Raw genomic sequence first — 13,977 nt, forward strand, 5'->3', positions numbered from 1 at the left:
ACGTCAGCGCAATTCCAAGAAAAGTGCTGGCGGTTTTCCCCCAGTAATTGCGCCAAAGCAAAAAAGTCAGAGCCGGGTGCGGACCGTCCACAGTTCCGGAAACAGCACGACCTCGAGCATCTTCTTCAGGTACGATGCGCCTGAGGTGCCGCCGGTGCCGCGCTTCAGGCCGATGATGCGCTCAACCGTCGTGACATGGTTGAAGCGCCAGCGACGGAAATAGTCCTCGAAATCGACGAGCTTCTCGGCAAGCTCATAAAACATCCAGTAGCGCTGCGGATCGCGGTAGACGGTCTGCCAGGCGACCAGGACTTCTTCGTTTTCGCTGCGCGTCTCGCGCCAGCCCGTGCGTCTGGCGTCGGCGCCGATGTCAAACCCGTTGCGCGCCAGAAGCAGCAGCGCTTCGTCGTAGAGGGACGGCTCGGCCAGGATTGCCTCCAGTTTTTGGCTGAGGTCAGGCCGGTGCTTGTGAGGTCCGAGCATTGCCAGGTTGCGGTTGCCGGCCATGAACTCGATGGCGCGGTATTGCCAGGACTGGAAGCCCGAGGACTGGCCGAGCGCGTCGCGGAATTCGGTGTATTCGCTTGGAGTCATCGTGCGCAGCACGTCCCAGGCATTGTTGAGCTGCTCGAAAATGCGGGCGACGCGCGACAGCATCTTGAAGCTCGGCTCGAGCCGGTCGGCGCGAATGGCGCTGATGGCGGCGCCGATCTCATGCAGAGCGAGTTTCATCCAGAGCTCCGAGGTCTGGTGCTGGACGATGAACAGCATCTCGTCATGCGCCGACGACAGCGGCGTCTGCGCCTCCAGCACTTTTTCCAAATGCAGATAGTCGCTGTAGGACATGCGTTCCTTGAACGACATCTGTGCGCCTTCGGACGCCGGATCGTAGGGCTCGCTCAATTGATTTTCTCCGTGATTTTCTCCGCGCGCAGCCGGAAGCGCTGGATCTTGCCGGTCTGGGTCTTGGGCAGGGCGGCGATGAATTTGACCGAGCGCGGATATTTGTAGGGCGCGATCGTTGCCTTGACGTGATCCTGCAGGCGCTTGACGGTCAACGCATCGGGCGCCACGCCTTGCACCAGCACGACATGCGCCTCGACGATCTGGCCGCGATCGCCATCCTCGGCGCCTATCACGGCGCATTCGGCGACATCGGGATGCGACAGCAGTGCCGCCTCGACCTCGGGGCCGGCAATGTTGTAGCCGGCGCTGACGATCATGTCGTCGGAACGCGCGGCGAAGTGGAAGAAACCGTCCTCGTCCTGGGTGAAAGTGTCGCCGGTCAGGTTCCAGCCGTCGCGCACATACTCCTTCTGCCTGTCGTCGGCCATGTAGCGGCAGCCGGTCGGACCGCGCACCGCCAGCCGCCCGGTCTCGCCGCGTGGCACCTCGCGCATCGCGTCGTCGACGATGCGCGCCTCATAGCCGCCGACCGGCTTGCCGGTTGAGGCGGGCTTCCTGTCGCCAAAACGGTTGGAGATGAAGATGTGCAGCATTTCGGTGGCGCCGATGCCGTCGAGGATCGGCTTGCCGGTCTTCTCGGTCCATTCTTCGAAGACCGGAGCCGGCAAGGTCTCGCCCGCCGATACGGCGACGCGCAGCGACGACAGGTCGGCGCCTTCATCCATGGCCTTCAGCATGGCGCGGTAGGCGGTCGGCGCCGTGAAGGAAATGGTCGCTTTATAGGTTTCGATGATGTGGATCATGTTGGGCGGCGTCGCCTGTTCCAGTAACGTCGCCGCGGCACCGAAGCGCAAGGGGAAGATGGCGAGGCCGCCAAGGCCGAAGGTGAAGGCGAGCGGCGGCGAGCCGACGAAGATGTCGTTCGGCGTGACCTGGAGGATCTCGCGGGCATAGGCATCGGCGATGATCAGGAGGTCGCGGTGGAAATGCATCGTCGCCTTCGGCACCCCCGTCGTGCCCGAGGTGAAGCCGAGCAGCGCGACATCATCGCGGCCGGTGTTGACGGCGGTGAAGGTGACCGGCTTGTCGAGCGCGGCGCGATCGAGCTCGGCATCATGATTGGCGGTACCGTCGAAGCCGATGACCTGCTTCAGGAAGGCGCTGTCCTTGGCGCAGGCGGTCATCTCGTCCATCAGCCTGGTGTCGCAGAGCGCGATGGTTATTTCCGCCTTGTCGACGATCTTGGTGAGCTCGCCGGCGCGCAGCATCGGCATGGTGTTGACAACGACCGCGCCGGCCTTGGTCGCGGCCAGCCAGCAGGCGACCATTGCGGGGTTGTTGGCGGAGCGGATCAGCACCCGGTTGCCCGGCTTCACGCCGTAATTCTCGACCAGCGCGTGGGCCAGCCTGTTCGTCCAGTCGGACAGTTCCTTGTAAGTGCGACGGCGGCCATTGCCGATGAGGGCGGTGTGGTCGCCAAGACCCTTCTCGACCAGCCTGTCGGTCAATTCGACGCCGGCATTGAGATGTTCGGGATAGTCGAAGCCGTCGAGCAGGAAATCCGGCCACTGATCCGGCGGCGGCAGATGATCGCGCGTGAACGTGTCGATATGCGCTGAAGGCCCAAGCATGCCGCCGCCATCCCATTTGCTGCCTGGCCAGTGCGCGGAGCGCCTGGCCGAGGTGGTGGATCTGAAGTTCCCGTCTTTTCGCGAGAGGCTTTGTGCAGCCAGCTACACCTGTCTGTCGACGCCACCGGAAGGGTGGATATCCGCAGGTTCGGACAGCACAGCAGACCTCCCATTGTCGGCTGTTTGTCAGGCAGGATCGCACCAGTCGAAATTTGTTTCAAGCCTAAAATGTTTTTGCCCTGAAGCATTGACGCATGGCATGGTGGCGGCCATTGCTAGCGTTAAACGCATGCGTTTTTGGGAGAGGGTGCCGATGCCTAGACATCGCATTGCCGATTGGGACAATGCCTACGCCAATGGTGCGAACATCGCGGGCAGCGACCGTTGGCCCGCCGCGTGGGCGGAACCGGCGCAAGCCTTCCGGGACGCGCTCGCGGCAGAGGGTAGAACACACATCGACATCGCCTATGGCGAGCGACCGCGCAACCGCCTCGACCTTTTCCTTCCAAAGGCCGCGCCCAAGGGGCTCGTCTTGTTCATCCATGGCGGTTACTGGCTGGAGTCCGGCAAGAGCGACTGGTCGCATCTGGCCAAGGGCGCGGTCGGCAGCGGCTATGCCGTGGCGATGCCGTCCTACACGCAGTGCCCGGACATACGCATCGCCGGCATCGTCCGTGAAGTCGGCGCGGCGATCGAAAAAGTGGCGGCAATGGTCGACGGACCGTTGATGCTGACTGGACATTCGGCCGGCGGACATCTCGCCAGCCGCATGGTGACCACAACGACGCCGCTCGCCGCTGATGTGGCAAAGCGCATCCGCCATGTCGTTTCGATCTCGGGCCTGCACGACCTGCGCCCGCTCATGCGCACCGGTATGAACGCCGCTTTGGCAATCGACGAGGCCGAAGCCCAAGCCGAGAGCCCAGCACTGCTGCGGCCCATGGATGGCGCCCGCATCACCTGCTGGGCCGGCGGCGGTGAGCGCTCGGAGTTCCTGCGCCAGAATGCGCTGCTGGCCAATATCTGGACGGGACTAGGCGCCGCCACCAGCTGCGTGGTCGAGCCCGACCGGCATCATTTCGATATTGTCGATGGCCTCGCCGATCCGGCGCATGCGCTGACACGAACCTTGATCTCGCAATAGGTGAGATCGTTTTTGTCCTGTTATCAGTTAGTTATGGGATGGTTCTTCAGCGTAACATCAGCACGCTGCAAGAATCTCCAGCAACGGATGCAGGGGCAAATGGCGCCCGAACGATCAGCCCATTGGCATCGGCCAGCATCCTCAGCATGGATGAATCCTGGATGCTGAAAGGCGTCGCCACCAGCCCGCCACCGTCTTCCCTGACCACCGCGCGCACATAGTCCTGGCGCAGGTCATTGGCCGGCATTGCGGCGCCCAGTCGCGCCGGACGGATGTCCTGGCGATGATTGCGGCCGCCGAGCCTCGCCAGGAGTGGCTTCAGGAACAATTGCGAGCAGACCAGGCTTGCCACCGGATTGCCGGGCAGGCCGATGCACCTGATGGCGCCGAGGCGGCCGAACATCAGCGGCTTGCCGGGGCGCATGGCGATCTTCCAGAAGCCCAGCGCCATGCCTTCGCCGGTCAGCACGTCATGGATCAGGTCATGGTCGCCGACCGAGGCGCCGCCAAGCGTGACGATGACATCCGCGCCGGCCGCGACCGCCTTTCTGACCAGCGTTGCGATGGCGTCCTTGCGGTCGGCGGCAATGCCGAGATCGAGCGCGCGGGCGCCAACCGATTGCGCGGCGGCGGCGACGCCATAGGCGTTGGACGAGATGATCTGGTCCGGCCCGAGTTCGCTGCCGGGCGGCAACAACTCGTCGCCAGTGGCGATGATGGCGACCAGCGGCCGTTTGACCACAGTGACCACGGGGTGGTTGGCCGACGCCGCCAGCGAAAGCGCCGCCGGATCGAGCAAGCGACCTTTCTCCAGCAGGACGTCGCCCTTGGAAAAGTCGAGGCCGACGCGGCGGATGTTGCGCCACTCGGCCGTCGGTTCGATCACTTCGATATGGCCGCCGCCGAGGTCGCGGACGTTTTCCTGGATGACGATGGTGTTCGCACCCTCGGGCAGCGGCGCGCCGGTGAAGATGCGCACCGCCTGGCGCTCGCCGACTGAGCCGTCAAAGCCGCGCCCGGCCGGCGCCATGCCGATCACCGTGAGTTTCGACGGCACGGACGCCACATCGGCCGCGCGGACCGCGTAGCCATCCATTGCCGAGGCGTTGAAGGGCGGCTGGGTGCGAAGTGCCGCGACCGGTTCCGCCAGCACACGATCGACCGCTTCGAACAGAGCGACGCTTTCGCCGGCCAGGGGGGCTGCACCATCCAAGAGGCGCTCAAGCGCCTCCGCTACCGGAACAAGCGCCATCAGGCGCCAGCCTTGTAGTCGCCGGACTTGCCGCCGGTCTTTTCGACCAGGCGGATGCCGGAGATGACCATGCCGCGATCGACCGCCTTGGCCATGTCGTAGATGGTCAGGCAGGCGACCGATGCTGCGGTCAGCGCTTCCATCTCGACGCCGGTCTTGCCGGTGACGCGCGCCAGCGCGGTGACCTTCAGGCCGGGCAGCGCATGGTCGGGCTCGATGTCGACGGAAACCTTGGTCAAGAGCAGTGGATGGCAGAGCGGGACCAGCTCATGCGTCTTCTTCGCCGCCATGATGCCGGCGATGCGGGCAGTGCCCAGCACATCGCCCTTCTTGGCGTTGCCGGCGAGGATGGTCTTCAGCGTCTCGGGCTGCATCGAGACGAACCCTTCGGCGACCGCGGTGCGGGTCGTTTCTTCCTTGTCGCCGACATCGACCATATTGGCCTCGCCCTGCGTGCCGAGATGGGTGAGGGCGGACTTCATCGTCAGACGGCCATAGAGCGACGTGCGTCCATTCGGACGCACAAAGTACGCTCTATCACTTTGAATCTATGCATCGTGCTCTCCGAAAATCGATTCCGATTTTCGGGCCGATGCAGCTAGCGCCTTGCCGGTCAGCAGAAGGCGCGTGGCTGCGGTGACATCCTGTTGCCGCATCAGGCTCTCGCCGACGAGGAAGGTGCCGATGCCGGTCTTCTGCATTCTCAGGCAATCATCGTGGGTGAAAATACCGCTCTCGCTGACCAGCAAATGGTCGCCCGGCACCATCGGCGCCAGCCGCTCCGAGGTTTCGAGGCTGGTTTCGAACGTTCTCAGATTGCGGTTGTTGATGCCGATCAGCCGCGACGGCAGTTTTAGCGCGCGCTCGGTCTCGGCCTCGTCATGCACCTCGATCAGCGCATCCATGCCGAGTTCGAATGCGGTCGCTTCCAATTCGCTCGCCAAGGCATCGTCGACGCTGGCCATGATGATCAGGATGGCATCCGCGCCCCAGGCGCGGGCCTCATAGACCTGATAGGGATCGAACAGGAAATCCTTGCGCAGCGCGGGCAGGGCGACGGCCGCCCGTGCCCTGGTGAGGAATTCCGGCGCGCCCTGGAAGGACGGCGCATCGGTCAGTACCGAAAGACAGGCGGCGCCGCCCTTTTCATAGGCTTGCGCCAGTGCCGGCGGATCGAAGTCGGCCCGGATCAGCCCTTTGGAGGGGCTGGCCTTCTTGATTTCGGCGATCAGGGCGAATCCGCCCGATCTGTGCTTCGCCTCGAGTGCGGCGAGAAAGCCGCGCGGCGCGTCGGCATCCTTCGCCTGCGCCCTGATCTCGGCAAGCGGTATCAGTGCCTTGGCGGCGGCGATCTCGTCGCGTTTGTAGGCCTCGATCTTGCGCAGAATGTCAGACACGGATCACCCGTTCGAGATTTCGACCAAACGGTCGAGCACCTGCAGCGCCCGGCCGCTGTCGATGGCTTGCGCGGCGAGCGCGATGCCGTCGCCGAGCGTTGTCGCCTTGCCCGCGATCACCAGGCCGGCGCCGGCATTCATCAGCACGGTGTCGCGATAGGCGCCGGCAGCGCCGCCCAACATGTCGCGCAAGGCCTTGGCATTGTAGGCGGCGTCGCCGCCGCGCAGCTCGTCCTTGGTGTGGCGCTTCAGTCCAACCTCTTCCGGGGTCAGCGTGAAGCTGCGGATCTCACCGCCGATCAGTTCCGCCACCTGCGTCTCGCCGGTGGTGGTGATTTCGTCATAGCCGTCGCCATGAACGACCCAGGCATGCTCGGTGCCCAGCGCCCTCAATGTCTCGGCCACCGGCATGATCCATTCCGGCAGGAACACACCGACCATCTGCCTGAGGACGCCAGCCGGATTGGAGAGGGGCCCGAGCAGGTTGAAGATGGTGCGGGTGCCGAGCTCGACGCGGGTCGGGCCGACATGCTTCATAGCCGGATGGTGCGCGGGCGCGAACATGAAGCCGACGCCGGCTTCGTAGATGCAACGGCCGATCGTGTTCGGCGGAATGTCTATCTTGACCCCAAGCGCGATCAAGACATCGGCCGCGCCGGTCAGTGACGACAGGCCGCGATTGCCGTGCTTGGCGACCGGCACGCCGGCGGCGGCGATGACGAAGGCCGAGCCCGTCGAAATGTTGACGCTGTGGGAATTGTCGCCGCCTGTGCCGACGATATCGATGGCACCCGCGGGCGCCTCGACGCGCAGCATCTTGGCCCGCATCGTGGCGACAGCGCCCGAAATCTCGCTCACTGTCTCACCGCGTACGCGCAGCGCCATCAGGAAACCGCCGATCTGCCCGGGGGTCGCGTCGCCCGACATGATGATGTCGAAGGCCTCGCGCGCTTCCTCGAAGGAAAGCGCGGTGCCGGCCGCCACCTTGGCGATGTGGGTTTTCAGCGCGCTCATCTTGTCGAGGCTTGGGCAACGGCGGCCTGGTCGATGCGGACGTCATACTGCGTCTGCAACTGCGCCACCAATTGGTCGAGCAGGTCGTCCGACATGCCGGAAGTGAAGGATTTCTGAGCGTCTTCCGGCACCGAGCTGGCATCGGCTCCGGCGGGCTCGAACACTTCGGCGACCTTGAACAGGATCTGTCCGTCACCGGTGGGCGAGGGGATCAAGCCGGTACCGCCTTCGCCGACGCCGAACATCACGGCAGCACCTTCCTTGCCGAAATCGGCGTCGTCGGCTTCGCGCTTCAGACCGCGCTTGGTCTGCTTCTCCAGCTTGAGATCGCCAGCGATGACATCGAGCGTGGCGCCGGCCTTGAGCCGCTTGTCGAGCTCGCTGGCCTTGCCGGCCAGTCGCTTGGTGGTCTCAGCCGCGGTCCAGTCCGCAACGACTTTCTGGCGCACCTCGTCCAGTGTCCGGTCGCGAGCCGGCGTGATCGAAACAACCTCATAGAAGATGAAGCCGTTGTCGGCCGTGGTCAGCGCTTCGTTTTCGGTTTTGGGCTCGGCGTCAAAGACCGCCTTGATCAGTGCAGGAGATTCCGGCAGGTCCTTGACGATGGAGCCGTCCGGCCTGACACCGCTACGATCGATGGCGTCGATGGTGACGTCCTTCAGCTTCAGCTTGGCGGCGGCTTCGGCCAGCGAACTGCCGGAGGCGCGGGTGTCTTCGTAATTGTCGTGCACATCCAAAAGGATGCGGCTTGCCTCGCCCAGCGCCAGATCCTTACGGATCTGGTCGGACACTTCGGCGAGCGGCTTTACCACCTCGGGCTTGATTTCAGTGACGCGCAGCAGCACCGGACCGAAGGCGCCCTGAACGACCTGGCTGACTTCGTTGGCGTTGAGCGCGAAGGCGGCATCGGCAACCGCCTTGTCGGCGATCTTGTCCTTGGCCAACGTGCCAAGCAGCGTGTCGGCCGGGGTCTTGCCTTCGGCCGTCACCAGCTTTTCGAAAGTGGCGCCGGCCTTTAGCGAATCAAGTGCGGCCTTGGCCGCATCCGGTGTCTTGAACACAAGCTGCTCGATCGTGCGCATTTCGGGCGTGGTGTAGCGCGCCTTGTTCTTGTTGTAGTCGTCGCTGACCTGTTGCTCGGTGACGGCGGTCGGATCCATGATGTCCACCGGCTCGAGGCGGACATAGGAGAATTTGCGGTACTCGGGTGCGGCGTAGGTCTTCTTGTTGGCTTCGAAATAGGCCTGAAGCACGCTGTCGCTCGGTGCCTCGATCGGCTCGACCAGCTTCTTGGGCAATACCAGATAGTCAACGGTTCGGTCCTCACCGCGATAGAGCGCCACCGCCTTGAAGAAGGCATCCGGCGCCTTGAGGCCGTCCGAGACTGCCTCGACGATCTGCTGGCGCACCGCCACCTGGGCGCGGTTCTTCAGGTAATCCTCGGGCCGCATGCCAACCTGGCGCAGCATGTACTCGAACGTCCTCCTGTCGAACTCGCCCCCTGGGCCCTTGAACGCCGGGTCCTCGCGCGTCAGCTCAGCCAGCCGGTCCTTGGACAGGCCGAGGCCAAGCTTGCGGGCCTGTTCGTCGAGAACGGCGCCGGAGACAAGCTGAGCCAGGACCTGGTTGTCGATGCCGAGCGCCTTTGCCTGTTCGTGGGTGAGGCGCTGACCGAACTGCTGCGACATGACGGCGAGCTGGCGATCATAGGCGAGGCGGTATTCGTTGATCGACACCTTGGTGCCACCCGCTATTATCACCGAATCGTGGCCGGCAAAGCCGCCCATCAGCCGCCCGGAGATGCCCCAGGCGGCGAAACTGACCACCAGCAGCGAAAGCAATGTCTTCGCGACCCATGTACCCGCCGCGCTTCTCAATATACCAAGCATCGTTACTTCCGATTTATGCGCATTTCCGCATGCGCCGAGTCTGAAACAAGCGCAATAGCGCCCTTCCGGCCCACTGTCGATTGCTTTGTGGCCTGATTTTGGTAGTGAGGGCCAGAGCCTGATATTGCCCGGAGAAAGCAGACCATGACGCCAGGAATTCGCCCGCTTGTCGCCGGCAACTGGAAAATGAACGGCACTAGCGCTTCGCTGAACGAGCTCAGGATGATCGGCAACGGGTTCATGAGTGGGCTCGACGCGGAGACCGAGGCCTTGGTCTGCGTTCCCGCGACGCTGCTTTCCCATGCCGCGGAGATTCTGTCACGCACGCCGGTCCATGCCGGCGGCGAGGATTGCCACACCAAGGAAAGCGGCGCCTACACCGGCTGCATCTCGGCGGAGATGCTGAAGGATGCCGGCGCGAGCCATGTCATTGTCGGCCATTCCGAATGCCGCGAACAACGCGGCGAGGACGATGCGACGGTCCAGGCCAAAGCCGCCGCCGCATGGCGTGCCGGGCTCGTGGCCATCATTTGCATCGGCGAGACGCAGCAGCAGCGTGAAGCGGGCGCCACGCTCGACGTGCTTTCGCGCCAGATCGCTGGTTCGGTGCCGCCGAGTGCCACGCCATCCAACACTGTCATTGCCTATGAGCCGGTGTGGGCGATCGGCACCGGCCTGACGCCGACCGCGGCCGATGTGGCCGAAGCGCATGCGCATATCCGCGAAAAGCTGTCGGAGAAACTTGGTGCCCCTGCCGCCAAGACGCGCATTCTCTACGGTGGCTCGGTTAAGCCGTCCAACGCGGTGGAACTGCTGGGCGTCAGGAATGTCGATGGCGCGCTGGTTGGCGGCGCCAGCCTGAAAGCGGCCGATTTCCTCGGTATCGCCGAGGCCTATCGCAGCATTTCAGGCTGAGATTCACGACGAAAGACGGGGCTCATCCCGTCCAAATTCGTTGCAAAGGGCGCGTTGCTTCCCATATTCCGGCCACGGGCTTGGAAATGCCGTGAAAGCATTGTATTGAGCCGCCTCCAATTCACCGGTCGTGTCCGCGGCCGGGCAAGGCCTTGCCAGGAAAAACTATGCAAACCGTACTGATCGTCATCCATCTCATGGTCGTGCTCGCCCTCGTCGGCGTGGTGCTGCTGCAGCGCTCCGAAGGCGGCGGTCTTGGCATTGGTGGCGGATCGGGCTTCATGACGGCGCGCGGCGCCGCCAACGCGCTGACCCGCGCAACGGCGATCCTGGCGGCGGCTTTCTTCGTCACGTCCCTGACCTTGTCGATCATTGCCCGCTACGGCGAAAAGCCGATCGACATTCTCGATCGCGTCCCCGCGACCGGCAAGGGCGTGCTCAACCAGTTGCCTGGCACGACGACCCCGGCACCGGCCGGCAGCACCACCCCGACGCCGCCGTCGGGCAATGGCGCAGGGACGACGCCTGCGCCGGCAGCTCCGGCCACCGCGCCGGCCTCCGGTGCGACGCCGCCGGCAAACAACGGCACCACCAACACCGCGCCCGCGGCACCGCAGGTCCCGAACCAGTAACCTCCATCTGGTCCAACCGCCACCTGTGATCGTTTGAACACAGTCGCGGCAAATGCTGCGCGATCACGAAGATTCAACGTGCAGCAGCGCGGTCTCGCGCTTGAGGCATCCGCGCTTATTCGACTATAGATTGCACGCGGCATTTTCGGTGTCCTTGGGGGACGCCGGGCGACGCCGTGGGCAACAAGCATTGAACGATCGGATCTTCGCCATGCAGCTTCGCAGCTTCATTTTCCTGGGACTTTGCGCCGTACTCGGCCTGAGTTCCCCGGCTTTCGCCGGCGTGCCGGCCAATTTGGCCGCCAATCAGTCGGTCGACAAAACCGACGCCATCAACGTCGCAGTCAAGAGCGATGCGGCGCAGTTGAGGCTTCTCAAGAAGAAGAAAAACCCGACACCGGACGATCTCGCCCAGATCAAGAAGATTGAGGCCAAGATCGTTGCCGACAAGGAAGACGCCAAGGCCAAGGCGCTCGAAGCCAGGAAGCTGGCGATGCGCGAAGCGGCCAAGGCCAAGGCCGACGCCGAACGGCAGGCCTTCCTGGCCAAGAAGGGGAAGAACGCTTCTGCAACGGCCGAAGTGGCTGACGCCAAGCCGGCCAAGACGACCACCAAGGTCATCGAGCCGATCGAACCGATCACACCCATCCAGTCGGCCGAGCCGCTTCCGGCCGAAGCGATGAATGTCGCACTGACAGGCAACAATAGCGAGCTTCGCAGCGAGGTCATCGGCCACAAGCAGCCGAGCGGCGGCCTTTTCGCTGGCCTGTTCGGCGGCACCTCCGGGTCGTCGATCAGCTATCTGCCCGAGACGCGGGCTCTCGACCAGGCTCTCGCCAAGAGGGATGCCAAGAAGCCGTTCAAGGTGAAGCCTGAGTTTGAGCCGCAGGACGTGGAGTTCACCGGTTACGACGCCGGCACCATCGTCATCGACACCAGCGCCCGCCGGCTCTATCTCGTCGAGTCGTCGTCGACCGCGCGTCGCTACGCGATCGCGGTCGGTCGTGAAGGCCTGCAGTTCAAGGGCACGGTCGCGGTCGGCGACAAGCAGGAATGGCCGCGCTGGATCCCGACGCTCGACATGCAGAAGCGCGAGCCCAAGCATTACGGCCAGTACAAGGACGGCATGCCCGGCGGTGGCCAGAACCCGCTCGGTGCCCGCGCCATCTACCTCTACGACGGCAAGAAGGACACGCATCTGCGCATCCATGGCACCATCGCACCGCAGTCGATCGGAACCAGCGCCTCCAATGGCTGCTTCCGCATGATCAACGAGCACGTCATGGACCTCTACAGCCGCGTCAGGGTCGGCACCAAAGTCGTCATCATCTGACGGTTCCGTCATCCTGCCGAAAGGGCCGGCTCAGCCGGCCCTTTTGTTTTGCCTCATTCACGGCCGAGCCTGCTCGGTCGTGATCCCTGGACAAACGGAAAGCCGTTTGTCCGAGAAAACCGGGTTCCACTCTTCGGGATCATGGTCCGACGCCTTCTTGGGAAAAAACCTTCGCGGTGGTTTTTTCTCTGGCGGAATCAATCCAGCCGCGTTAAGCGATGACTCCCATGGCGCGATATGTATTCATCACAGGCGGCGTGGTTTCCTCACTTGGAAAAGGCATAGCCGCAGCGGCCCTTGGGGCTCTCCTGCAGGCGCGAGGCTATCGCGCACGCATCAAAAAACTCGACCCGTATCTCAACGTCGATCCCGGCACGATGTCGCCGTATCAGCATGGCGAGGTGTTCGTCACCGATGATGGTGCGGAGACCGATCTCGATCTTGGCCATTACGAGCGTTTCACCGGCCGCTCGGCCAATCAGCAGGACAACATCACCACCGGCCGGATCTACAAGAACATCATCGAGCGCGAGCGGCGCGGCGACTATCTTGGCGCGACCGTGCAGGTCATTCCGCACGTCACCGACGAGATCAAGAATTTCGTCCTCAACGGCAATGACGACTATGATTTCGTGCTGTGCGAGATCGGCGGCACGGTCGGCGACATCGAGGCGATGCCGTTCCTCGAGGCGATCCGCCAACTCGGCAACGATCTGCCGCGCAACAATGCCGTTTACGTGCATCTGACCTTGATGCCCTACATCCCGACGGCTGGTGAACTGAAGACCAAGCCGACCCAGCATTCGGTCAAGGAACTGCGCGGCATCGGCATCGCCCCAGACATCCTGCTGGTCCGCGCCGACCGCGCCATTCCCAAGGAAGAGCGCCGCAAACTGTCGCTGTTCTGCAATGTCCGGGAAAGCGCCGTCATCCAGGCGCTCGACGTGCCGCACATCTACGACGTGCCGATGGCCTACCACAAGGAAGGGCTCGATTCGGAAGTCCTGGCCGCCTTTGGCATCGATCCTGCGCCGAAGCCGCGCATGGAGCCCTGGCAGAAAGTGTCGGACCGCATCCACAGCCCGGAAGGCGAGGTGACCATCGCCATCGTCGGCAAATACACCGGCCTCAAGGACGCCTACAAATCGCTGATCGAGGCGCTTTCGCATGGCGGCCTGGCCAACCACGTCAAGGTCAAGCTCGACTGGATCGAATCGGAGATCTTCGAGAAGGAGGATCCGACGCCGTGGCTGGAAAAGGTGCATGGCATCCTGGTTCCCGGCGGCTTTGGCGAACGCGGCTCCGAAGGCAAGATCCTGGCGGCGAAATTCGCGCGCGAGCGCAAGGTGCCGTATTTCGGCATCTGCTTCGGCATGCAGATGGCCTGCATCGAGGCGGCGCGGTCGCTGGCGGGTGTCGAGCATGCCTCCTCGACCGAGTTCGGCCCGACCGAGGAGCCCGTTGTTGGCCTGATGACCGAATGGCTGAAAGGCAACATGCTGGAGAAGCGGCGTGAGACCGGCGACCTCGGTGGCACAATGCGTCTCGGTGCCTATCAGGCGGACCTCGCCAAGGGCTCCAAGATCGCCGACATCTATGGCGACACGCAGATTTCCGAGCGCCACCGCCACCGCTACGAGGTCAATATCGACTACAAGGAGCGGCTGGAGGATTGCGGGCTGGTGTTTGCCGGCATGTCGCCAGACGGCGTGCTGCCGGAGACGGTCGAATATCCCGACCATCCGTGGTTCATCGGCGTGCAGTATCATCCCGAGTTGAAGAGCCGGCCACTCGATCCGCATCCGCTGTTCGCCAGCTTCATCGAGGCGGCTGTGGAACAGTCTCGCCTGGTGTAGCCACCTGC

General features: G+C 63.6%; 12 protein-coding genes. 5 read left to right on the top strand and 7 right to left on the bottom strand.

Translation table 11 applies throughout. The features are described 5' to 3' along the window. Positions 1 to 66: 66 nt before the first annotated feature. Positions 67 to 903, bottom strand: a complete 837-nt coding sequence (gene kynA, locus ACWGS8_RS13495; protein ID WP_454581419.1) for a tryptophan 2,3-dioxygenase — start codon at positions 901 to 903, stop codon at positions 67 to 69. Continuing rightward, positions 900 to 2,537 (bottom strand): AMP-binding protein, encoded by a 1,638-nt coding sequence (locus ACWGS8_RS13500; RefSeq protein ID WP_454581420.1) that lies wholly within the window; start codon positions 2,535 to 2,537, stop codon positions 900 to 902. The genes kynA and ACWGS8_RS13500 overlap by 4 nt, the downstream gene beginning before the upstream one ends. 313 nt (positions 2,538 to 2,850) lie before the next feature. On the opposite strand from ACWGS8_RS13500, the gene ACWGS8_RS13505 reads away from it, so the two are divergent. Then, positions 2,851 to 3,681: an alpha/beta hydrolase gene (locus ACWGS8_RS13505; RefSeq protein ID WP_454581421.1), complete on the top strand. Its 831-nt coding sequence runs from the start codon at positions 2,851 to 2,853 to the stop codon at positions 3,679 to 3,681. A 46-nt stretch (positions 3,682 to 3,727) separates the two neighbouring features. Here the strand turns inward: ACWGS8_RS13505 and ACWGS8_RS13510 are convergent, their stop codons facing one another. The 5 genes from ACWGS8_RS13510 to ACWGS8_RS13530 form a co-directional block, all read right to left on the bottom strand. Continuing rightward, entirely contained in the window at positions 3,728 to 4,933 is a 1,206-nt protein-coding gene (locus ACWGS8_RS13510) for a molybdopterin molybdotransferase MoeA (protein ID WP_454581422.1), read from the bottom strand. Next, positions 4,933 to 5,415, bottom strand: coding sequence for a cyclic pyranopterin monophosphate synthase MoaC (gene moaC, locus ACWGS8_RS13515; RefSeq protein WP_454581423.1), 483 nt, complete (start codon positions 5,413 to 5,415; stop codon positions 4,933 to 4,935). The genes ACWGS8_RS13510 and moaC overlap by 1 nt, the downstream gene beginning before the upstream one ends. 66 nt (positions 5,416 to 5,481) lie before the next feature. Continuing rightward, entirely contained in the window at positions 5,482 to 6,330 is an 849-nt protein-coding gene (trpC, locus tag ACWGS8_RS13520; RefSeq protein ID WP_454581424.1) for an indole-3-glycerol phosphate synthase TrpC, read from the bottom strand. A 3-nt stretch (positions 6,331 to 6,333) separates the two neighbouring features. Next, positions 6,334 to 7,344, bottom strand: a complete 1,011-nt coding sequence (gene trpD / locus ACWGS8_RS13525; protein WP_454581425.1) for an anthranilate phosphoribosyltransferase — start codon at positions 7,342 to 7,344, stop codon at positions 6,334 to 6,336. Beyond that, entirely contained in the window at positions 7,341 to 9,233 is a 1,893-nt protein-coding gene (locus ACWGS8_RS13530; RefSeq protein ID WP_454581426.1) for a SurA N-terminal domain-containing protein, read from the bottom strand. The genes trpD and ACWGS8_RS13530 overlap by 4 nt, the downstream gene beginning before the upstream one ends. A gap of 144 nt (positions 9,234 to 9,377) precedes the next feature. On the opposite strand from ACWGS8_RS13530, the gene tpiA reads away from it, so the two are divergent. From tpiA to ACWGS8_RS13550, 4 genes are all read left to right on the top strand, one after another. Continuing rightward, a complete protein-coding gene (gene tpiA / locus ACWGS8_RS13535; RefSeq protein WP_454581427.1) occupies positions 9,378 to 10,148 on the top strand; it encodes a triose-phosphate isomerase in 771 nt (256 codons plus the stop codon). Positions 10,149 to 10,315: 167 nt separating this feature from the next. Continuing rightward, a complete protein-coding gene (gene secG, locus ACWGS8_RS13540) occupies positions 10,316 to 10,780 on the top strand; it encodes a preprotein translocase subunit SecG (protein ID WP_454581428.1) in 465 nt (154 codons plus the stop codon). 211 nt (positions 10,781 to 10,991) lie between these two features. After that, the gene (locus ACWGS8_RS13545) at positions 10,992 to 12,113 is read left to right on the top strand and encodes a L,D-transpeptidase (RefSeq protein ID WP_454581429.1); all 1,122 of its coding nucleotides are present in this window, start codon (positions 10,992 to 10,994) and stop codon (positions 12,111 to 12,113) included. Positions 12,114 to 12,331: 218 nt separating this feature from the next. Beyond that, positions 12,332 to 13,969 (top strand): CTP synthase, encoded by a 1,638-nt coding sequence (locus tag ACWGS8_RS13550; RefSeq protein ID WP_454581430.1) that lies wholly within the window; start codon positions 12,332 to 12,334, stop codon positions 13,967 to 13,969. Positions 13,970 to 13,977 lie beyond the last annotated feature (8 nt).

Source organism: Mesorhizobium sp. 43Arga, from assembly GCF_053714255.1.